Origin of the sequence: Candidatus Formimonas warabiya, assembly GCF_002777255.1 — a bacterium.
In the GTDB taxonomy this organism is placed as follows: Bacteria; Bacillota; Dehalobacteriia; order Dehalobacteriales; family Dehalobacteriaceae; genus Formimonas; species Formimonas warabiya.
Map to the genome: position 1 here is coordinate 5,474,612 of NZ_CP017634.1, position 23,056 is coordinate 5,497,667.

At 55.0% G+C, this 23,056-nt stretch carries 7 protein-coding genes and 2 riboswitches; all 7 genes read left to right on the forward strand.

Going from position 1 to position 23,056, the window contains the following annotated elements; translation table 11 throughout:
- The first annotated feature begins 5 nt into the window (after positions 1–5).
- The 7 genes from DCMF_RS24900 to DCMF_RS24925 all read left to right on the forward strand — a co-directional run bounded on the left by DCMF_RS24900 (position 6) and on the right by DCMF_RS24925 (position 22,512).
- Positions 6–9,905, forward strand: a complete 9,900-nt coding sequence (locus tag DCMF_RS24900) for a leucine-rich repeat protein (RefSeq protein ID WP_214658884.1) — start codon at positions 6–8, stop codon at positions 9,903–9,905.
- 147 nt (positions 9,906–10,052) lie between these two features.
- Positions 10,053–10,187 carry a hypothetical protein gene (locus DCMF_RS30165; protein WP_257790933.1) on the forward strand — a complete coding sequence of 45 codons (135 nt, stop codon included), beginning with the start codon at positions 10,053–10,055 and terminating at the stop codon, positions 10,185–10,187.
- Positions 10,188–10,381: 194 nt separating this feature from the next.
- Positions 10,382–10,565: riboswitch (cobalamin riboswitch) on the forward strand.
- Between the two features lie 114 nt (positions 10,566–10,679).
- Complete coding sequence (locus tag DCMF_RS24905; protein ID WP_214658885.1) at positions 10,680–10,832, forward strand: DUF2292 domain-containing protein; 153 nt, start codon at positions 10,680–10,682, stop codon at positions 10,830–10,832.
- Positions 10,833–11,011: 179 nt separating this feature from the next.
- Entirely contained in the window at positions 11,012–11,815 is an 804-nt protein-coding gene (locus DCMF_RS24910) for a DUF4430 domain-containing protein (RefSeq protein WP_236860368.1), read from the forward strand.
- Between the two features lie 197 nt (positions 11,816–12,012).
- A complete protein-coding gene (locus DCMF_RS24915) occupies positions 12,013–16,284 on the forward strand; it encodes a CARDB domain-containing protein (RefSeq protein WP_148136937.1) in 4,272 nt (1,423 codons plus the stop codon).
- Between the two features lie 17 nt (positions 16,285–16,301).
- Complete coding sequence (locus DCMF_RS24920) at positions 16,302–19,610, forward strand: outer membrane protein assembly factor BamB family protein (protein ID WP_214658887.1); 3,309 nt, start codon at positions 16,302–16,304, stop codon at positions 19,608–19,610.
- A gap of 13 nt (positions 19,611–19,623) precedes the next feature.
- Positions 19,624–22,512 (forward strand): S-layer homology domain-containing protein, encoded by a 2,889-nt coding sequence (locus DCMF_RS24925; protein WP_148136939.1) that lies wholly within the window; start codon positions 19,624–19,626, stop codon positions 22,510–22,512.
- A 355-nt stretch (positions 22,513–22,867) separates the two neighbouring features.
- Positions 22,868–23,048: riboswitch (cobalamin riboswitch) on the forward strand.
- Positions 23,049–23,056 lie beyond the last annotated feature (8 nt).

A 23,056-nucleotide genomic window follows, 5' to 3' on the forward strand; every position in this document is an offset into this window, starting at 1 on the left:
AAAACATGCATCAAAAAAAATTTAACCGCCCACTTTCCATACTACTAGTACTGGTGATGCTGCTTTCCTTATTCGTTAACAGCGCCATGGTTGTATCTGTGGATGCTGTAACTTCCGCCCTTTCCATCACCGGTATTACCGTACCGGATAGTGTGGAGAAGGGCGAGAAAATAACCGTTACCGCATCGGTATACAACCAGGGAGAAGACTCATCAGGACAGCTTCAGCTGAAGCTCTATGCAGCTCCGTACGCTGAAACCGACCCTGCCTTTGCAGAGGTCGACGCCACTGAAGCAGCTTCCTTGGCGGCAAAAGAAACGAAAGAGTTTGAGATGAACTGGACTCCCGAAGAAGCGGGCAGTTATCTTGTGAAGGCTGAGGCAATAGGGGGAGAATCCGCTGTTTCGTCGGAGATAGCCAGGGTTGAGGTGAAAGCAGCACCGGAACCTGTGCTGATGCCGATACAGACCCAGGAACTGGGGACAGTAAAAGTCAGGGTGGCTGATGAAGTCCAAAGGCTGTCATCGGAAATGCCTAATTTAGGTGCCGACTACCGTCAGCCTTTCGGTGAAATTCTGCCCTTTACGGAAGTGCCGATAACCGAAGGCATGACCATACGTGAGGCCTTGGAGGTAGCGCTGGCCACCAAAGAGATAAGAGTAATAGGTGAAGAAGACTATGTAGAGGGAATAGGCCCCGTTACATCAGAGGCTGTGGGCAGAACCGTCACCAGCTTGTCGGAGTTTGACTCCGGAAATCAGAGCGGCTGGATGGTGAATTTGAATGACTGGTTTATTGATAAAGGTGCCCACCAGTTCACGGTAAAAGACGGGGATGTGGTGGAATGGCTCTACACCTGCAATCTGGGCGCAGACCTGGGCGCAACGGGAAATGATAAAACCCTGAAGTCCATATCGGTAAGCCATGGGATACTAAGCCCGGTATTTTCGTCAGCAAGCAAGGAGTATACCCTTACTCTGTCAGGAGAAGGAAAGGTTATCGTTGCACTGACCGCAGCAAACCGCAGCAATAAGGTCACCATCGAGTCCGGAGGTGAATCATACCGCAGGACCGACGAAATAGCCGTCACAGACGGGCAGGTGATCAGCATTTATTGTGCCGGGAATACCTATACAATCACGGTCAAGGTACAAGAAAGCGACCAGTCGGTGGCTGATACGGTCATTGCTATGATCAGCGCGCTGCCGGCTACGGAAAGCATTACGCTGGCAGACAAAGATGAGATCCAATCCGTACGCACCAATTATGAGATGCTTACCGATGCACAAAAAGCATTGGTCACGAATTATAGTGTGCTTCAGGCTGCCGAAGCTAAAATAGCACAGATGGAAGCGGACAATAAAGCTGCGGCAGATCATGTGGCAGGCCTGATAGCAGCGATACCGGCGCTTGACATGCTCACTCTGAATGATCAGACGCAGGTGGAAGCTGCCCGGACCGCCTATGCCAGCCTTACGGATGACCAGAAGGCGCTGGTAACCAACTTAAGCGTGCTGGCTGCGGCGGAAATCAGAATAACCGAACTTTTAAATCCGGACGATACCGTAGCGAAAAACTATTCAAATGATTTTCTCTTAAGTGTCACAGCGATCAATATCAAGGAAGGCGGGAGCAGGGAAATAAACGTCTTCGATACTCCCAGGGTGGGAGGGGACGACCTGAACTACAGCCGCAACGATCTGAGATTTGACATTTTAAGCGGCAGCGGCGTGGCCTCTGTGGAAAAGGTCAACGACGCAGGTCTGGAAAGCACGGCAAAATATTATGTAAAGGGATTAGCTCCGGGAAAAGCCCTTATCAAAGTGAGCTATACGGGGTATGCAGGCCAGGATACGGTCATCGCGGTTTACGTAAGAGGCCGGGATGAGGATGAGCCGGATTTCACAACCGGTCTGGACAATCTAACCAAATACGACACGATCTATTTTACCGGAAAAGGCCTGGACTATTCCTTTGACGCTGGAGAAGGCGCTTCCGCAGAGCTTGACGGTAAAATGTACCCGGCGGAAGACGGGGAAATCACCGTTCATCTAAAGGACGGGTACAATGCCATTTTTGTTACTGAAGCCGGAGAAACAAAAGCATACAACGTCCGGGCCAAAAAAGTTTCCTATGTGCTGGAAAACCTCACAAGAAAGGGTTCTTCCAATTACTATGTGGGCGACACCATCAAGATCACCTTTACCGGCCTGGTAACTCCGGCGCCGAAGGTATCAAGGATCTATAACCCGGCGGACACCCATTTTACATACATGAGCAGCATGCCAAGGCAGTCGTATCTGATGGGCGAGCGGACCCAGTACGGCCTCCCCACCAGCAGCATGGAGGTACTCCTCACAGGCACAGGGGAACAGAAATTATCGGGCGGATATATTGCGGAAAACTGGTTTGGAGGGAGCCTATACGCCGAACTGCCCGACAGTGATCCTGTTCCGGGCGCAGGCGGGGGCGGAAACGCAGCCCAGAACGAAAAAGCCTTTTCCTATCTGCCGGATATTGCATTTACTGTAAAGGCTAATTCCTCCTATACGCCGGAGCTTTTTGAACCGGAAATAAAAAATACGCTGGAGATCTGGCCGGGGGATACCGTCAAAATAGAGATTCCCGGCCTGGACACGGAGACAATTGCCGAAGAGCATCAGCCCGGCCAATCCTGGGTGGTAGACCTGCTGGATTCCTATACGGTATTCAGCACCGATATACCGGGTGTGAATTTTGTAAAATCCGAAAACGTAACCAAGCTGGAAGACCTGGAAAAATTAAAGAATTTAGAATTTCAAGTGCCTGAAAGTACGACGCCCGGAACCTATGTCCTGAAGGGCGGCTATGTCTGGGTCAAATACGGGCCTACCTGGTGGACAAGGGAAATGACTTACTTCCAGTCCCGGATTCAGGATATAGCCATTGAGGTCAAAACGCCTGATCCCGATTCCAGTCACGGCGGCGTGGACATCCAAAGCCAGAAGCTCTATGAAAGACTGAAGACGGTCCTGGAAAAGCCTGAAGGCTATTCGAAAAAAATAACTGAGGATGAATTGGGCAGCATAACAGGGGAACTGGATTTATCCGGTACGGAAATGACCAATGGGGACATGGCCATCCTGAAATTCCTCAAAAAAGTAAGTTCGTTAAATTTAGCAAACAATACAGCCATTACATCGGTCTCTGTGGTAAAGGAAACTTTTGACTGGACCACGCTTAAAACCATAAATTTCAGCGGGTGCACAGGAATTACTTCCATTGGAAGCGCTGCCTTCAGCGGGTGCAGTAATTTGTCGGGCATAACCCTGCCTGTAAGCGTTAAGAGCATTGGGGATGAGGCATTCAAGCAGTGCACGGGGCTTACTGCATTTGAACTGCCCGAAGGATTGGAAAGCATCGGTAACGCAGCTTTTTATTATTGCTTGGGGCTTAAAGAAATAACTTTAAGCAGCACTGTCAAAACGATCGGAACCCAATGTTTTTATAATGATTATGCCTTAAAAACAGTCCATTTGTCCCAAGTACTGGAATCCATTCCGGCAGAATGCTTCAGGAATTGTTCCGTCCTTGAGGGCATCACCATTCCTGATTCGGTAAAATCAATCGGGACAAATGCTTTTTATAATTGTGCCGCGCTTTCAACGGTAAGCTTTGCCGACGGCCTGGAAAGTATTGGGGAGGGAGCTTTCTACAACTGCCCGCTTATCAAGGAGGCTGTACTTCCGGAAAGTGTTGTCAGCATAGGAAAGAACGCCTTTTATTCCTGCAAAAGCCTTAAAAAGGTACAGCTTTCCTCTAAAATCACAGCTATACCGGAAACCTGTTTCGCATACTGCAGCAGCATGGACTACCTGGTTGTGCCAAAGGACGTAAGTGCCATTGGCAACTATGCTTTTACAGGGTGCACCGCTCTTGTGCTTCTTGACATGCGGGGAACCGCTTTTACCGCGCCAAACTCCCTTTGGGGAATTCCGGCGACCACTGCGGTGCTGATGGGGACAGATGCACAGCTATCCTACAGCGGAAGTATCCATGTGGCGGAAGCTCCGGTGGCTATGAGCCATATCATTCCGGCGGGAAAAACATTGAAATGGGGCACCCTGAATCCTTTAATAGCGACTGTGGATAACGGTCAGGTCACCGGAGTTGAAACAGGAAAGACACTGGTTTATGTGACCACAGGCGATTATTCGTTTGGCGGCGCTTGCGAGGTGACGGTAACAGATGAGGGGAGTGCCACGCTCTCAGCATTAAGCCTGTCCGGGATTACGCTGAATCAAACATTTTCTCCTGTCAAATACAATTATACTGCCGATATTACGGGAGAAAACCGGAGCACACAGGTAACCCTGTCGGCAACCAATGGGGCTTTAAAGCTGAAGGTAAATGACACGGAGGTCCAGAACAATACGCCTTCGGCAGATATTCCTCTTCACGTAGGCTCAAACATAATTACCATCCAGGTCACAGATGAAACCCAGGGCATTACAAAAACTTATAAAATTACCATGACCATGCCGGTGCTTTATGTGGGGGCGGATTATTTGGTCATAGGCAATCCCGGACTTCAGGCCAAGGCTGCGGCTGCTGCCGGAAAAGACAGCGCCTATACCGGAAGACTGACCTTTTCTGAATTGTCCGCCGTAAAGAATGCGGAACTCTCCGGTGCAGGCATGACAGATGCAGATATGGGCCTCATGAAATATTTTACGGGAGCCGAATCTATAAATTTGTCCGACAACCCGGCCCTTACAAGTGCGGTGGCAAAGTCCAGCTATTTTGACTGGACTATAGCAAAAAGCCTTGACTTTACGGGCTGCTCGGGGATAACCTCCATAGCTGCCAGCGCTTTCGCAAATTGTACAAATCTGAAGGGAATAAAGCTGCCGGCAGCGGCGGCATCCATTGGGAAATCAGCCTTCAGCGGCTGCACCGGAATGCAGGAGGTCCTCATTCCGGAAGGAGTAAAGACAATTGGTGACACCGCTTTTATGAACTGCGGCAGATTAACCTCCGTAGCTTTCCCAAGCACGGTCACAAGCCTGGGAAACCAGGTTTTCAGCGGCTGCGCAGGTTTAAAAAACGCCGACTTTTCAAAAATAGGCAGCACCAAATTTGGCACTGAGTTTCTTATCGGCTGCAGCGGCTTTACCAATACCAATCAAATTAAATTTTCAGCTACAATCGCTGAGCTGCCAAATGGATTTTTTAAAGATTGCAAAGGCATAACCCAGGCTTCTCTGCCTGCTAACATCACAAAGCTTGGACAATATACGTTCAGAGGCTGCAGCAGTCTTATTGAGGCGGATATTTCCCATGCAACAGCACTTGACACCGGCACCTTTTACGAGTGCACCGCTTTACAGGACATGACAAAAATAACCTGGTCGGCAAATGTTTCTGTTTTACCGACATATTGCTTCAGAAACTGTACAGGCTTGACCAAGGTGGTCCTTCCCTCTACGATAACCGAAATAAAAGACTTTGCCTTTTCAGGCTGCGCAGGCATTACTGAAGCGGACCTGACCCATATCATAAAACTCGGAAATACGGTCCTGGAAAATTGCACCGGAATAACGGATATGAAAAGCGTAAAATTAAACGCAAGCATCACAACTCTTCCTAATGGGCTTTTCAAGGGGACCAGCATTTCCAAGATAGAACTTCCGGAACAGATAACCGCCCTGGGGGCAAACGCTTTCTATAGCTGCACGAAACTTAAAGTGGTTGACCTTAAAAATATCACCGATCTGGGTACATACACCCTGAGAAATTGTACGGGAATTACAGATATGGACGATGTAATGTTGAACGACAGCATCACTGCACTGCCTGCGGGCTTCTTCCAAGGTTGCACGGGAATTGCCGAAATAAAGCTGCCCGACAGGATCAAGAGCCTGGGCGACTACTCCCTTGCGTATATGAACGTTGAAAAGGTAGACCTGTCCAAGATGGAATCCGTTGGAAAAGGTCTGCTGGAATACTGCCCCAATCTGAAAAAGGTGGTTTTCCCTTCAGGGATGACGGCACTTCCCAATGAATTCTTCTTATACAGTACCATTTCTTCACTAAAACTGCCTGAAGAATTTACATCAGTCGGGAGCAATGCGTTCTATAATGCAAAAGCCGGATACCTTAAAATCCCTGCCAAAGTTACCAGTATGGGAAATAATTGCTTGTATTCGGCAAACATAGCCATTCTCGATATGAGGGATACAGGCTTTGAAAGCTTGGATTCAACCTGGGGAAATCCCGCTTCAGCTTTTGTGTTATTTAAGGCGGTTAACGACGCACAGCTCACGTCCGACAAAATCTCTGTTAATTTTGGGGGAAAGGTTAACTTAAGCCATGCAATACCTTCGGACAAACAGATTCTGTGGGCAGTGAGCAATCCCTCTCTGGGTTCCATAAACAACGGTGTGTTTACAGCAGCCTATACCAGCGGGACCGTATATATTGCCGTAAAATCAAGTGATGATACTTACAGCGGCGTCATTGAATTAGAAATCGTCGATTCTGCGGAAACCGTTGCCGGCATGATTGAAAGCATTCCTGAGATTGAAGCTATCACACTGGGGGACAAGGAGGACATTCTAAAGGCCCGGGAGGCCTACGATTCCCTCGAGGACGACCAGAAAGAAGCCTTAGGCCAGGAACTCACCGCTAAGCTGATGACGGCCGTGGACAAAATCGCGGCACTGGAAGTAGACGCTTTCATAGAAGCTTTGCCGTCGGCCGGGGAAATTACTTTAAGTGATAAGGACAGCGTGGAGGCAGCCCGTGCTGCATACGAAGCTCTTACCGATGGACAGAAGGCCCTTGTCACCGGTCTGCCAAGACTGGCTGCTGCGGAAGAGAAGCTAAGGGAATTGACAGAAGGGCAGCCGGCAACCGATATAGAAAAGGTCAGGGCAGCCATCTCCGGGGTGGAAGGATACCTGGATACCAGCGGCTATCTGTCGGACTGGGTGATTGTAGGGTACGGAAACTCGGGAGTAAACATTCCGGCAAATTATCTTTCAAGCCTTGCGGACGATATCGCCGCATATTTTGAGAACAGCGTCAATACCTCGTCGGAAAGGGTTACCGACCATGAGCGGAGAAGCATCGCCCTGGCGGCGGCGGGAAAAGATCCTACCAACATCGGCGGGCACAATTTAATTGAGAGAATATATAACTTCTATGTACCGGCCAAAAACAGGGATATCACCTTCCAGGGGCTGAACGGCGTCATCTTCGGCCTCATCGCCCTGGACGCCGGAGAATTCCCGGTACCGGAGGACGCGCGCTACAGCAGGGACTGGCTGATTTCCTACCTGCTGAATAATCAGAACGAAGACGGAGGCTGGGACCTTGCCGCCACAGGCACCAGTGACGTGGATATCACAGGCATGACCCTGCAGGCCCTGGCGCCCTATTACACCAGAGCAGAGGTGAAGACGTCGGTGGATCGGGCTGTGAACTGGCTCTCCACAGTACAGCGTCCTGACGGCGGCTTTGCATCTACCGAAACGGTGAACAGCGAAGCCATTTCCCAGGCTGTGATCGCTCTCTGCGCCAATGGAATTTCCCCGGCCTCGGAGGCCTTCACCAAAAACGGCAAAAATCTTCTGGACGCGCTGCTTACTTTCCGGCAGGACGACGGTTCCTTCGGCCACATCCTGACGGATGAGGGCGACAATATGGCCACCGAACAGGCCTACCTGGCCCTGCTTGCCTATGACCGGTTTGTGCAGGCAGGAGAAGTGTCCAACGGGGGCAAGACCTCCATATACTATTTCGGCCCTGTGCAGGGCGACGATACGACAGCCCCGGTGATCACCACCGACCTGACGGACAGGACTGTCACCGCGTCGAAGCTCGCTTTTACGGCCAGTGCCAGCGATGCGGTAGACGGGATCCTTGTGCCGGTTGTGAAAGTGGGGAGCAAAACGATAAGCGGGACCAACGGCGCCTTTAAAGCGGAGCTGAGTGAGGGGGCCAATACCATCACCGTCACCGCAACGGATTATTCAGGCAACAAAGCCGAAAAGAGCTTCACTGTCACGTATACCCCCAACAGCCAGGAGCTGCCGGCCGGAGACCAGCAGCCAACAATTGAAATCCCGAAAGAAAACGGAGACTATAAGATCCCCATCACCGCAGGGGATAACGACAAAGAGATTACTATTCAAATCCCCGGCAATAAAGAGTCAAAAGTGCTTGTGGAGCTGCCCTCCAACACCGCGCTGCCCCAAATTGAGGCGGTCAAGGGCAATGTATCTGCCCTGATTCCCAAAGGTGCGCAGGTGGTAAGCGGAGATGCCTCCGCACTTGAATTGATTACTTCGGGAGATACGACCGATCCCGAATTAGCGGCAAAAGTAGAGCAAGCCCTGCCTGCGGGGAAAAATCTGGATGAAATCGCCCTGGTGTTCTCCATGGGAGGGAGCCAGAGCGTCCAATTCAGCGAGTTCGTAACGCTGACCTTCACAGGCATGAGCGGAAAGGATGCCGCATATATCCAGGACGGCAATCTCCACCTCATCCAAAAATATGCCGGCGATTCAGAGGGCTTAAGCAGCGGCAAAAATGAGTATGCTTATGACAGCGGGAATGATTTGATCGTAAAGACAAAGCATTTTACTGATTTCATCGCCTATACGTCGGATACGGAGACAAGTACTCCCGGCGGCGGAGGAGGTTCCGGCGGTAAAGAATATGTGACCCCCTCTGTCGACAAGCTCACCATCGAGGTAGAAGCAACCCGGGACGCAAACGGTAAGGCAACCGCCACTGTAACAGGAGCTGCCTTAAGCGACCTGCTCAAAAAAGCACAGGAAGAGGCAGGAAGCGGCAGCGCCCTGGCTACCCTGACGGTCAAAGGCCTCGACGGGGCTAAAGTGCTGGATGTGGTCCTGCCTAAGGAAGCTGTCAGTGCCCTTGTTAAGGCAAAAAACATCACACTGAAAATATCCTCGGGACTTTCCGAACTTACCTTTGACCAAATTGCGGCAGCTACAGTGGCCAATGCAGCCACCTCAGCAAGCGCGGAAATCACCATTACGGTTGCGGCAGTCCCTGTTGACACCTTATCTGATGAGGCAAAGGCGGCCGTAGGAAACAGGCCGGTCTATGATTTCAGTGTAAGTGTCGGCAATACCGCCGTTTCCACTTTCGGCGGAGGCAGTGTCCGGGTAGGGATCCCCTATACGCCTGCAGCCAATGAAGACAAAAACGCGATTGTTATCTACCGCATCAATGACAAGGGTGAACTTGAGGTAGTGAAAAACGGGCGCTATGACGCAGAAACAGGGCTTGTATCCTTCTCTGCCAAGCATTTCAGCCGGTATGCCGTGGGCTGCAATCAAAAGAGCTTTACGGACACCACCGGAAAGTGGATGCAGCAGGCCGTGGAATACATGGCGGCAAGGGGTATCATCGAAGGTGTGGACAAAAACAAATTTGCCCCGGACCAAAAAACGACCCGGGCCCAGTTTGTAGCCCTCCTGATGCGTGCGTTGGAACCGGCCGCCGACACCTCGAAGGTAAAACAGTTCAGCGATGCGGCAGCCGGAAAGTACTATGCCGATCCAGTGCTGCAGGCAAGAGCCCTGGGGCTTGTGGACGGAGCGGGGGACAACCGCTTCAATCCCGACGAGACCATCACGAGGGAGCAGATGTTCACCATCACCTATCGCGCTCTTGAAAAACTGGGACTCCTGGATGGATACGAAAAAATGGACAATAAGCCGAGCTTTAGCGACAAAGCGGCGATTGCCGGTTATGCTGCAGAGGCGGTAGATGCACTGGCAAGCTACGGTTTGGTTACTGGCTCGGATGGGAAGCTCAACCCCGAAGGCCTTACCAGCCGCGCCGAGTGCGCCCAATTCCTCTACAATGTCCTGACAGGTATGAAATAGAAAGGCCCTTCTTGAGGATTGGCATGGGCCCTCTTTTGCCGGGGAAATAAACCCCCGGCAAGAGGGGGCCTTCTTGCATATTTTTCTGCAAATGTCGTCTGGAGCACTCAGCAAGGGAACCGGGCGGCCTGAAAGGATATTGCATGGGTGAAGAAAAAGGATAAAAAGAACCAGAACTCAATTCCTGCAAGAACAAAAGGGGCGGATTTTGTCAGAATTGAGGGGAATTTGTCTGAAAAATCTGGTAGTAATCGTATTGATTTTTCATTTATTATCAAGTAAAATGCAATTAACAACAATAAATGATAAATCACAATAAGTGATACCGTACAAGTAAATAGTAACAAGCAATTGCAATTGCAATTAAGAAAAAAACGATGTTTGTTTGCTGACCGGAAAACCGGGGCACTTTCTCAAAAAAGAGGGTGTCCCTTTTATTTTTCTCAGGGAAAGTGTAAAATGATGTTCTTCTAAAATTAAAAATACTTTGTAAAGGTGTCTGAGTTTCGGCTCAGCAAGGGGAACCGGGTGTGAATCCCGGGCGGTCCGGCCACTGTAAGCGGGGAGGCTTTTTCCAAGGTCCCACTGGAGCAAGATCCGGGGAAGGGGGAAAAAAGATGATCCGCAAGTCAGGAGACCTGCCTTTGCAGTGTGGTTCAAACCTTCCGAGGAAAGGTGGTGGACTGGGAAAGGGTTATTCATGTCAGACCTTTTACCTGCCCGGCTTTCGGAAGCCGGGCTTTTTATTTTTGGAGAAGAAAGGGGGACCTGTTTTTGACACAAAAGGATCATCCCATGGTAGTGACGGAAAAAGAACGCAGATTAATTGAACTGCTGCGGAGCACCGGATTCGGAGAGGTGCACGTTACCGTCCAGAACGGGCAGCCCGTTCTGGTGGAGGAGGTGCATAAGTCCATCAAATTGTAGAGCAAGAGGAGGACAAACCTAGCTCATGATGCCTCCAAGAGGCGCTAGATCCCGGCGCTTACGCCGGAATTTAAGCATAGCCTGCCTCCGGGCAGGCGGGGAAGGCTCCGGAGGGCCAAACCAAAATTTTTAAAAAAAACGAGAAGGAGTGAATTTTGATGAAGAAAAAACTGTTGACCGTGCTTTTTACGGCAGCCCTGTTCTGCCTCAGCGCCACGGCGGCCTTGGCGGATGATCCGAGAGACTTTATCTACATTTATCCGGACGAAAGCGCCAACTATAACTTTGTCTTCGATGTGAGCGATGGCTCGGTGGATACGCCAGAGATCCACCTGATCGGGATGCTTTCCGATTATACGGAAGATGAGCTGACGGCGGAAGAAGCAGCGCGCTTGACCTGGAGTGTTCCGGGCACCGATGCGGCCACATTGAGCGCCGCCTCAGGCAACGATGTGGTCATCACCGTGACGGGCCGGGACGAAGACATTACCGTCACCGCCACCTATGACAATCCCACCACTGCAGATATCTCCGTACCCATCTTCCTGGTGGGGGAAGATGAAGATGACACCGCCTCCACTGTGAGCAGCATCAACGTGACCGTCGACGGATATACGGTGCCGGATGTGAACCTCCCTAATTATACTATCCCCCTCTTTGATGTAGGTACGGTGACCGGGGATAATGATAACGACGTGCTGAATTACAATCCCAGCGTGATCCATGCCGCGTTGTATGCCCTGGAAGTGGCCAACGACAACGATGCTTATGTCTGGGGAGATCCTAACTGGGACTGGGACTATGTGACCCCCGCCAATGTGACTCTGATTTCCGAGGGGGCCTATTTGTCCGCCGTGTACAGTGACAACAGCACCAACGGCTACTGGATGTTTACCGTGAACAGCGCGGACCCGGGCCATGCCGCTTCCGCGCACCAGCTGCACGCCAATGACAGCATCGCCTGGACCTATTATCACTATTAACCCTTAGCAGAAGCTAGCCCGGGTAAAACCGGGAAAAGACCACGCCTTCCGGAAAAGCCTTCCCGGCAGGGGCAGGAAACTGCCCCTGCCCCTTATGTTTTTCCGGGAATATCAATTAATGGTATTATATCCTCATTTTACCTGCCGCTTTGGGGCAGGGGAAAATATGATCTGCGGAGGAGGAGAGGATAAGGAAGATGAGCGGAAAAAGAAATTTTGGAATCATGGGGTGCAAAAGAGGCGCTTTCCTGCTTCTCGTACTGGTCCTGGCGGGCGTTTTGGCGCTGACGGCAGGCCTGAGCGGGGCGGAAGGAGAGAAGCCGGACCTGGAGATTGAGCAAATTTCCGCCCCGTCCAGCCTGATGGCGGGACAGGCGGCCACGGTGACGGCCCAGGTCTATAACACCGGCGGAGGGAAGGCGGAACCCTTTGCCGTCACCCTCTATGCCGGGGACACGGAAGTCGGCACCCGGACCGTGGCCGCCTCCGTCTACGGGGGCGAGAGGGAAACGGTCAGCTTCTCCTGGACCCCGGCAGCGGCGGGGACGGTGGTCCTGAAAGCCGTGGCGGACAGCGGCCAGGCGGTAGACGAGTCCGAAGAGGGCAACAATGAGCGGACGAAGGAGGTGACGGTGGCGGCGGCGGCGGCTCTGGCCCTGGTGAGCACCAGCCCCGACTATACCCTGGCCGCTCCGGGGGAGACCATTTCCCCGGGCAGCGAGGTGAGTCTGCTGTTCAACAAGCCGGTGGAAATTGTGCCCAGTGTTACCACAGAGGTGACTCTTTACTGCAACAAATCTGATGCCACCAGTTTGGCGAAAAGTGCCGCCTCCAATAATAAAATCGGCGATTATGACGGGGTGCTTCAGGTGGATGAGGAGAACCCCTGCAAGGTGATCGTCAATTTGACGGATGAAAACAATAACCCCATTCTCAAGAGCAACCGGATTTATGTGATCAAATTGGGCACCAATGTGATCAAGGCCCGGGGCAGCGGGGAATACTGCACCTCCTTCAAGTCCACCCTGGTTTCCAGCCTCTGGAAGTTTAACACGGGGGCTGTGCCCTACCAGGTGCTGCTGGAAGGGCCGGAAAGGCTGGTGGCGGGCCGGACCAGCCGGCCGGCAGCCAGCGTCGCCGATATTGACGGGAATGCCGTCGAGGGGGTGAATCTTGTCTGGAGCACCGGCAATGAGGAGGTGGCCTCCGTCAGCAGTACGGGGCTGGTGACCGGGGTCAAGAAGGGCAAGGTGACCATTACCGCCCTTTACCAGGATGAGAGCGGGTATTATGCCGATAAAAGCGCCACCTGGTCGCTGGAGGTGCGGGCGGATTACGCCCACCAGCTGTCTTCCTCCTGGCTCTATGAAATACCCACGGGGAACGATATGAGATATCTGGGGGTCCCGGTGGCCGGTGCCGACGGTTCCGTCTATTATGTGTGCCAAAAAACCGCTACCGGCCCATATACCCTCCGCGCCCTGGACGAGGAGGGAAACCCCAAGGACGGCTTTAAGAACCCGGTGGTTACCGTGGAGCCGGTGCCGGCCACCATCGGAGGAAGGGAATATCTCCTCACGGCCCGGGAGGAGCTGTTCCTGGCCCTGGATCCCCAGAGCGGGGACACCCTCTGGTCCGTGGCGCTGCCGGCCGACATCGTCCTTCCTCCCCGCCTGACCGCCGGGGGGCTGGTGCTTGTGGGCTGCGAGACCAATATGCTTTATGCCCTCCAGCCCGAAACCCATGAGATCCAATGGAAGTTTAATGCCGCCAAGGATTTGCAGGCCATGTGTGCTGGAGGAAATGTAGGAGACCATTTTCAAATGGTGCCTGGGGTGGACGAAGCCGGCCGGGTCTACCTGGTGGCGGGGGATACCCTGTCCGTACTGGACGGCGCCGGCGGCACCCTTCAATGGCAGTTTACCGCTCCCTACCCTATCCTGAATCAGGCCGGGATTGCCCCGGACGGTACGGTGATCCTGCTGGCCGGGGATAGTGCGGACAGCACCGTCCGCTATCTCTATGGACTGACCCCTCCGGTAGCCGCGGGAAGCAGCCCGGCGGTGCGCTGGTCCCGGACGGACCTGTACCAATTAAGTGGTTTAGGCAAGCAGCCGGTACTGGATCCGGAGGGGAATGTTTATTTTCTGGTCCGGGAGACTGCCGGCTCGGACCTGCTCATTGCCGCCTTTGATCCCCGTGACGGCGCCATTGCCCGGAGGCTTTCCGGCACTCCCGGCTTTGGGCTGTGGGGGGCCGACAACCGGCTCTATACAAATAGTGAAATCTACGACCCAGAGGGAGAGCCTATAGCCTATTACGACGATTATCCCAATAATCTGAGCTTCTTCCACTATGGGTATTTTTCTCTGGGAGAAGACGGGACCCTGTACCGCTTCTGGCTGATTGGAAGTGTTTTGGCGGGGGTGGAAAAGGCGGTTTTTTACGACTTGTCCGGTTCTCAGCCCGCCTCCCTGGAGGTGGATCAGGACAACGTGACCCTTTATAACAGGGGCACCAAGCGGATTGTGCCCCGGGTGCGGGACCAGAACGGGATGACCCTGTCCGGTGCGGAACTGGTCTGGGCCAGCAGCGACGAAAGCCTGGTCACGGTGGCGGACGGCCTGCTCACCGCCTCCGCCCAGAACACGGGCCAGGCGGAGATTACCGTCAGCGTCAAGGACGACCCGGAGATCAGCGCCGCGATTTCCGTCACGGTGCGCAGCACCCCGGTCCCCGCGGGGCTCTACTTGATTGAGGAAAGGGCCGGCTACGGCAGCCTGGACACGGAAGAGGCGGCCCGGGCCTACCGGGTGGAAAAGATCAGGGGCCAGGTGGGAGAAGGCCTGCCCTCGGTATCCCTCTTTGTCTACGACCAGCACGGGGACATCATCACCACGGAGCCTTTGACCTGGAACCTGGCGGACGGCAATGTGGCCAGCATGTTGAATTATGCGGGACTGAGCAGTAACGATAATTACCGTTATGATGCCAGCCTGCGGGGAAAAGAGGCGGGAAGCACCACCCTTACCGCCACCCTGGACCATTACCCGGCCCTGTCCTGCACCCTTGCCGTGGAGGTGGTGCCTCCCTCCTACAATATTCTTTGGTCCGCAGCCCTGGACGGGGCCTATTGGCAGAAATGGGCCCAGCATGTGATGGGCCGGAATGGAGAGATCTTTTACATCAACAATAATGAACTGAAGGCGGTGGAAAAAAACGGGGGTTCCCTCCTCTGGACCGCCGATTTGGGGGACCAGTACGGCATTTCCCTGGGCCTGAGGCCCCGGGTGGGGCCCGAGGGCACCGTCTATGCCTTTAGCACCACCAGCACCCTGGTGCTGGCGGTGGATCCGGGGACAGGCACTGTGAAATGGAAGTACAGGGCCGGCACCGACGGGGTGGCGGACGTGCAGGCCGGGGAGGACAGGGTCTATGCCCTGACTGCGGGCGGAAAGCTTTACGCCCTGGACCTGGCCGGCCAATCCCTCTGGGCCCAGCCCCTGGACCTGGGCAGGGAGAACGGGGGATTCCTCCTCTCAGAGGAGGGCCTGCTCTATACCGCCGGGGCCCGGGGGATTGGCCGGGTGGACGGGGCGCAGCAGGAGACCCTTCTTTACACTCCGGAGGCGGGCGCTTCCCTGTCCCTGAAAACCCTGACCCCGGAGGGGGATCTGCTGTTTGAGGAAGAAACGGAAGAGGGCCATACCCTGGTTTCCCTCAGCCCGGCGGGGACCAAAAACTGGACCTACGCCCTGGACCGGTCCGTCCAGGCGGCCTGTTCCGAGGAGGGGGTGATTTACCTGGTCTATTCCAAGAACAGCGCTACGGGGGAAAAAACCTCCTTTGTCTTCCTGAACGGCGACGGGGAAGAACGGTGCGCCGGAGTGCTGGATCCGGGCGGGGTGTGCATCCATGTGGGCGCCGCCTACACGGCGGACTTTACCCCGGTGCCGGGCGGCAACGGGGTGGTCTACCTGGTGGGGGACTGGATTTATGCCCTGGACGACAGCACGGGGGAGATCCTGCGCACCATCCAGACGGGGGACCAGTATGCCCTGATGCCCCCCCAGAGCCTGACCGTGGATGAAGCCGGGATCCTCTACGCCGCCTGCGGGGAAATGGGACTGATCGCCGTCCAGGAAACCGCCACCTACGGGGAAGGGGTGGAGATCAGCCTGGGGAACCTGGCGGGCTGGCAGGCCGGGGCCCTGGGGGAACTGAACCTGACCGTGAAAAATACCCTCGGGGAAGAGAAAAATCTGGTAATCCTGGCGGACCTGGTAGGCAGCGATGGGACAGTGCCCGCCCGGACCCGGCTGGGGGTGGCCCTGGCCGCGGGCCGGGAAGAAGTCTTGCCCCTGGGACTGCGCCTGCCGGCTTCCAGAGATTACCGGCTGCTGATTACGGTGCGGGATGGGGAGACGGAGACCACCTACGCTACCGTCCGGAAAGACCTGAGTGAATGAGGGGAGGAGCGATGAAGATGAAAAGGAAAAGCACGGGGATTTTGATCTGGCTCTGCACGGCACTTCTCTGGGCCGGGATCTGGTTTGCTCCTCCGGTCCAGGCCGGAACCGCGGAAGCGGGCCCGGCGCTGGACTGGGTGCGGGACACGGCGGGGAAACAGGCCTGGATGAGCGGGGGGCAGTTAGCCCTTCCCAGCAATACCTGGCTAAGATACGACGAGAGCCCCACGGTGGATGAAGAAGGCAACGCCTATCTCACCCCGACAAACGGCTATCTCTACTCCATTGATCCGGAGGGGGAAATGAACTGGAAGGCGGACCTGGACCAGGCGGGGGATTGTTACAATACCGGAGGCAAGGGGCCGGTCCTGGACGAGGAGGGAAACTGCTACATCGCCTCCGGCGACGGCCGCCTCTATGCCGTGGATGGAGAGGGGAACGTGCTCTGGACCTGCGACCTGGAAAAGGTGTGCACCGGCACCTCCCCCGCCCTCTCCCCGGACGGGGACACGGTATATGTGTCCGCCGAGGATCACTATCTCTATGCCGTGGACCGGGCCACCGGGACGGAGGAGTGGCGCTATTACCTGGGAGGCACTACCATCAGCAATACTCCGGTGGTAGCTCCCGACGGCACCATTTACGTAGGCTCCGGCAGCGTGATTTCCGCCGTCTACCCGGACGGGTCCAGGCGGAAATGGCTAAAATCTTTTTCCTCTTACAAGGTCCATGTGATGCGCGCGCAAGGAGATGCCTGGAGCGGGGAACAGCGCATGGCCGTGGATGAAGAGGGGGACCTGTACCTGGCCATGAGCAACCGTGAGGCGGCCAATAAAGCAGAGCGAAACGTCCTGGTGGCCCTGAAGGCCGGCGACGGCAGCGAGAAGTGGCATATCGACGTGAACCAGCGGCTCTCCGCCCCGGCGGTGGACGGGGACATCCTCTACTATAAGACTGCCGACAATGTGCTCCATGCCCTGGACCGGGAAACCGGGGCGGAGCAATGGACCTACCAGGCGGAGGACCAGCTGTATGGTCTTGATAGCTTAACATACTATTGCTTTCCGCCCCGGGTGGATGCCGACGGCACGGTGGTGGTGGCTTTCGGCACCGCCCTCTATGCCGTCAACCCCGACGGCACCCTGAAGTGGACCACCGGGGATACGGGCTACGCTTTAAACGCCCCCTCGGTTTACGGGCCCCGGGGGGAGCTCTATGTAGTAGGTATTGGGGAGGACGGGAAGGCTGATGTTCCTTCCCTTCTGAAATTCACCGATGAGAGCTATGCCCCGGAGCCGGCGGAACTGGCCCTGCCTGAGGGGGATTTCGGCATGCTGGCCGGGGCCGGCTACACCTGCCGGCCGGAGATTAGCGACAGCTACGGCCGGCAGGTCTACCAGGCGGATCTGGTCTGGGAAAGCAGCGACCCCGCTGTGGCCACGGTGGATGACACCCGCCTGGTTACGGCTCTGAAGGCGGGCCGGACCCGGATCAGCGTCCGGGGAGCGGAAAATCCGGAGGTAAGGGCTGAAGTCACCGTCACCGTGTTTTCCGGTACGGCAGGGGTGAGCCTGGAGCTAAGCTCCGCCGTAGCTCAGGTGGAGATCAGCAAGGTGACCACCCTCCAGGCGAACCTGGCGGGACCGGAAAATCTTACTCTGCTGGGCGAGACTTTGGAGTGGGTGAGCATGTCTCCGTCTATTGCCTCCGTGAATCAGGCGGGCACCGTTACCGGGGTAGCGGGAGGCCAGGCCGTGATCCGGGCCCGGGTTCAGCGTTACCCGGCTTTGGAAGGAAAAATTACCGTCACGGTGCAGCCGGCGGTGGTGAAAACGTTGACCCTGGAGGAAATCAAGGAGGCCATGGAACTGACCCTGGACTGGTACCGTAAGAATCAGGGGGCCCCGGAAGACTGGGCCGCCTTTGGGCTCAACGCCGCCGGCGAGGACATCACCGGGACGCCTTACCTGAACGAGGAGGGCAAGACTTATCTGGAAAACCAGGAAAAAGACATCCTTGAATCCGGTGTAGGCGGCCTGATGACGGATTACGAGCGGACGGTGATGGGGGTGGTCTCCGCCGGAGGGGATCCCACCAATATCGGCGGGATGGATCTGATCGATACCATTGTCCGCTGGCCCGGCATGGGACAGGGGATCAATGCCGCTGTCTGGGGGCTGATCGCCCTGGATGGGGCTCATGTCCCGGATCCTACGGAAACGGGTCTCCATGACCGGGAGGATTTTATCGACTATATTCTGGACAACCGGGCCGGGGAGGGCTGGGCTTACGGCAGCACCAGCCCGGACCCGGATATGACGGGCATGGCCCTGTACGCCCTGGCCCCCTACCGGGAGCGGCCCGATGTGAAGGCGGCGGGGGAAAAGGCCATCGCCTGGCTGAGCAGGAATCAGAACTATAACGGGAAATTCGGTTCCTGGGGTACGGAGAATTCCGAATCCTGCGCCCAGGCAATCATGGGGCTGACGGCCTGGGGCATTGATCCCCAGGGAGGCGAATTTACCAAATTGGGGGGCAACGGGGTGACGGGGTTCCTCGACTACCAGATCATCAGCGGCTCCGACAGGGGCGTTTTCAAGCATGCGGATACGGCAGATACGGCCTTGGCCACGGACCAGGCCCTGGAGGCCCTGGCTGCCCTGGTCCAGTTCTATGAAGAAGGGACTTCCCATATTTTCTACCGGATTGAAGCGGCAGGCAGCCCGGCGGCAGGGGAAATTACCTCCCTGGACGTCTATCCGGCAGGGCTGGTGCTAAAGCCGGAACAGAGCATCCCCCTCCGGGCCAAGAACCAGAAGGGGCTTTATGTGGATAACAGCCTTCTGGCCTGGCAGGTGAGCGACGGAACGAAGGCGGAGATCCGGGAGGAAAGCGATGGGGAAGGAAATGTTTCCTACCGGGTGCAAGCCCTGGCCCCCGGTCCGGTTACACTCACCGTAGCCCTCAAGGATGACGGGGCTATCCGCGGTACCGCTATCCTGACCGTTGCCGGAAAGGATTTTACCGCGGAGCGGCTGGAGCATGAGCAGGAAAATGATGGGGATTACCTGGAGCTGGGTGCGGCGGTGACCAATATTTCCTCTTCGGCCCAGACGGCGCTGATTCAGATCAATGTTTACCGGGAAGACACCGGGGAACTGGTGCACCAGAGCTTTGCCGGCAAAGATTTTGCCCCCGGGGAAACGTATCAGGTGACCGGGTTTTACCAGGTGCCGGCCGCAGACCGGGATCAGTACCAGATGAAGGTGTTGGTCTGGGACAAGTGGCTGCGGGCCCGGCCCCTGGCGGACGTGATTGTGGAGTAAAGGAGGGAATACCTTGGCAGAAAAAAACAAGATCAAAAGATATTGTCACTGGTGCCTGATGGTCTTTCTTACCCTGGTTCTGGTCCTGGGGGCGCTGCCCCCGGGGGCCCGGGCCGCAGACTACCTGACGGCAACGGTAGAGGTGGAGGGAAGCCAGGTGAGCGCCAGCGGCGCCACCACCCCGGAGACGGATGTGACTCTGCTGGTGCTCCGCACCGGTGATGAAAATAAGAGCTATACGGACCAGACCCGGTCCGACAAAACGGGAGCTTTCTCTTTTTCCTTTCCCATGGGGGAAGGAAACTATCAGGCTACTTTTACCAGCAACGGGCTGACGGTGCAGCGGACATTTACCGTGAAGAATTCGGCGGCGGGCACTGTCACCGTCCGGGTAGAGGGAGCATCTGCCACCCTCCTGGACCAGGTGGAGGTGGATATTCTCTCCGGGGAAACCACCATTCTGGAAGCTATTATCACCGCGTTAACCCAGTCGCGCCTAGAATATGAAATGGCAAACGGCCTGATTCACAAAATTCACGGCGAAGAAGGCTGGCAGTGGATCGTGAACGGAGTAGGGCGTATGAGCTTGCCCGGTGATGTGCTGAAGAACGGAGACGGCATCGTTGTCGTGGACGATGCCCTGTGGGATCCTACCCTGACCCGGCTGGAATTATCGGCCGATCAGGTGGATGTGGGTAAAAGCTTTACCGCCACCCTGACCCAGGGGGCGGGCGCCACTCCGGCCGCCGGGCAGACCGTGATCTTCAACAATGAGGAGAAAGTGACGGACCAGAACGGGCAGGTCTCCTTCACCGGATCCAAAGCAGGGAACTACTATGTCACGGCGGAAACCACGGGCGGCCTGATCCGTCCCGTGCCGGCAGCGATCACGGTGGGCAAACCTTCCGGGGGTCCTGTTACGGATAACCGGATCAGTGTGCAAATGCGTATCGAAGGCTACAAAGGCACTCTCTTCGACGGTACGGTAGTCTTTGATCCCAACGACTACAAAAAGGGAAGCGCATATTTCATCAAAGACCCGGACGGGACGGAGCATGAATGCAGCAAGCCCAACGTGCTTCTGGCCACCATTGTGGCCTGGAACAAAGGGAAAATCAAGGACAATTCCGTGACCCACGACGACAACTATGTGGCCCGCATGGGGGGAGAAGAGGAATTCGACTTTGAGAAAGAACATATTACCTGCGGCTGGATGGTGCGGGTGAACGACTACATGATCAATAAAGGGGTAGGGGCCTGGCCCATCGAAGATGGGGATGAAGTAGTCTGGTATTATGGGGACCTGGAGTCTTATTACGGCTACATTGATGTCTCCCCCACCAGCCTGGATCCCGGCGAAAGCATCACGGTAAAGGTGACCGGGAAAGGGAATAATGTGGGGACCACGGGCAAGTCCGTGAAGATTGCCGATGCCACTGTTTATGTAGGCAAAAACGAATATCCCACGGATAAAAACGGGGAAGTAACCATCCCCATGCCCAATTCCGGCACCTATAAAGTCTATGCGGAAAAAGTAGACAAAAACTCCAAGAACGGCAAATATTACTTTCCCCTCCTGTCCCGGACGGAAAAGGTGGAAGTCAACGTCGAGGGGAGCGGCAGCGGTAGTTCCGGCACTACTCTCCCCGCCGCCTCTGTGGTGGAAGCCGCGGGACAACGGGTGATGGCAGCGGGGGAAATTACCTTAAGTGCGGACCAAATCACCGTGGACCAGGACAAGACCAGCGCTCTGGTCAAAGCCCAAGACCTGAGCCGGGCCTTAAGCAGCATTGAAGCAGAAATTGCCGCCCTCAAAGCCGGAGGCACTCTCTCGGCGGAAGAAATCGCCGCCTTGAAAAAACAGGTGACCCTAACGGTACCGGAAAACGGGACCGGTACGGTGGAAGTGGTGCTGGAAGCTAACGCCACCAGCTTGCTGAAACAGGCAAACAGCCTGAAAATTATCAGTGAAGTGGCTAATCTGGAAATTAGTGCTGCCTCCTTGGGAATAGCACTGGGCAAAGAAATCACTTTCACAGCCCGCAAAGTAGCGTACGACACTCTGGAGGGAAAGGCCCAAAGCCAGGTTCCTGCGGGCAGTGTCATCGTTGATTTGACTCTCCGGGCAGGGAGCAGCACTGTGAAAAACTTTGCCGAACCGGTGCGGGTTGAGATCCCCTATGAAGGCAGTGTCCAAAACAGCGACCGCATCACCGTCTTCCTGCTCAAAGAAGACGGCACGGTGGAACCGATAGGAGGGATTTATGACGCCGCCAGCGGACGGGTCAGATTCCTCACCGACCACTTCAGCAAATATTTTGCCAAAGAAAGCGTGAAACAGTTCACCGACCTGGCCAAATATCCCTGGGCGAAAGACGCCGTGGAAATCATGGCGGGGAAAGGGATCGTCGGGGGTAAGGGAGAAGGTATCTTCGATCCGGGAGCGCCCATCACCCGGGCGGAATTTGCCGCCCTCATCACCCGGATGCTGCACTATCGAAGCGAGGCCAAAGTACCCTTCAGCGACGTCAAGGCCGGCCAGTGGTATTATGCTGATGTGGCGGCGGCCTACGCCAAAGGCCTGATTAGCGGCAAATCCGCCCAAAGCTTTGATCCGGCGGGCCAGATCACCCGGCAGGAAATGGCGGCGATCATCGCCAAAGTGCTGCAAAAGAATGGGTTTAGGGGAGGAAAAGATACGACCCTGGATAACTTCAAAGACCAGGAGAAGATTTCTTCCTGGGCTCGCACGGCGGTAGCCGTGACGGCAGAGCAAGGAATTGTCACCGGTCTGGGCGACGGCAGCTTCGCGCCGGAGCAAAAAGCCACCCGGGCCCAGGCGGCGGTAATGTTGTATCGCCTCTATAAATTGATTCTGAAAGGAGACAGTGGTGCTGTATAATAATTAGCCGGCAATGCGGGAACAGTTAGGCAGCAGGTGGGATAAACAGGGAAAAACATCCCGGGAAAACAGCTTCCCGGGGTGTTTTGCATAGGTGGGAATAAGGGAAATATTATTTTACAAATCCGGCCTAAATGATATTGCTTTTCCCTAAATTATTAGATAAAATTTAAAATAGCAATAAGCGTTAAATCCTAGTAAGCAATGTTCAATACGATAAAGCAATCGTTAAAAAACAAGTAGTACCAGAAAATTGAATTTTGTTCGCTGACCGGAAAACCGGGGCACTTTCTTAAAAAAGAGGGTGCCCCTTTTGTTTTATCCGACAAAGTAAAAATGTTTGTTCTTTTACAGTCTGTGTTTTTTCTGTAAAGGTCGTCTGAGTACGTCTCAGCAAGGGAACCGGGTGTAAATCCCGGGCGGTCCGGCCACTGTAAGCGGGGAGATTTTTCCAAGGAACCACTGGAGCAATTCCGGGAAGGGGGAAAAAGGGATGATCCGCAAGTCAGGAGACCTGCCTTTACTATGTGGTTGTGCTAACTTT

Coding starts and splice junctions, on each gene's coding strand:
- DCMF_RS24900 (WP_214658884.1), top strand. CDS start 6: ATGCATCAAAAAAAATTTAACCGCCCACTTTCCATACTACTAGTACTG.
- DCMF_RS24915 (WP_148136937.1), top strand. CDS start 12,013: ATGAGCGGAAAAAGAAATTTTGGAATCATGGGGTGCAAAAGAGGCGCT.
- DCMF_RS24920 (WP_214658887.1), top strand. CDS start 16,302: ATGAAAAGGAAAAGCACGGGGATTTTGATCTGGCTCTGCACGGCACTT.